Source organism: Marivita lacus (assembly GCF_014637725.1).
Classification (GTDB): Bacteria; Pseudomonadota; Alphaproteobacteria; order Rhodobacterales; family Rhodobacteraceae; genus Marivita; species Marivita lacus.
On record NZ_BMFC01000059.1, the window covers coordinates 1 to 800 of the forward strand.

Here is an 800-nt window from a genome sequence, read left to right on the forward strand (position 1 = left end):
ACGTCGTTGTACCAGGTCCATGCCTCGGGGTTGATCGGTTCGCCCACCGTGCCCAGAAGCTTGAGCGAGGATAGATCGCATTTCGTTACGAATTCGCTACCCTGGCCCATCAAGGCACGGATTGCGGTCGGCGCAGTGTAGAACTGGTTAACGGAATGTTTCTCGCAGACCTGCCAGAAGCGGCTGGCATCGGGGTAGGTCGGCACGCCCTCGAACATCACCGTGGTGGCACCATTGGCCAGGGGCCCGTAGACGATATAGCTGTGCCCGGTGACCCAGCCGACATCGGCGGTGCACCAGTAAACGTCGCCTTCATGATAATCGAAGGTAATTTCATGCGTCAGGGCGGCGTAAACCAAATATCCACCAGTTGAGTGCACAACCCCCTTGGGCTGCCCGGTCGAGCCCGAGGTATAGAGGATGAAAAGGGGATCTTCGGCATTCATTTCGGCAGGGGTGGAATAGTCATCCGCCTCCAGCGCCATCTCGTTGTAGTCAAAGTCGCGCCCGTCGATCCACGTGGTCTGCCCGCCCGTGCGCTTGACGACAAGGCATTTGACAGAGTCCTTGCAATGCAGCAGGGCGGCATCTGCATTGGACTTGAGCGGCGTCTTGCGGCCGCCGCGCGGGGCCTCGTCGGCGGTGATGACCACCTTGGCGTCCGACCCGTTGATGCGGGCCGACAGCGCGTCGGGGGAAAAGCCCGCGAAGACGATGGAGTGGATGGCCCCGATGCGCGCGCAGGCCAGCATGGCATAGGCGGCCTCGGGGATCATCGGCATGTAGATCACCACGCGGTC

At 61.4% G+C, this 800-nt stretch carries 1 protein-coding gene; it reads right to left on the reverse strand.

Going from position 1 to position 800, the window contains the following annotated elements:
- Positions 1 to 800: AMP-binding protein (locus tag IEV82_RS23475; protein ID WP_188484502.1), on the reverse strand; the 800-nt coding region annotated here is incomplete at both ends.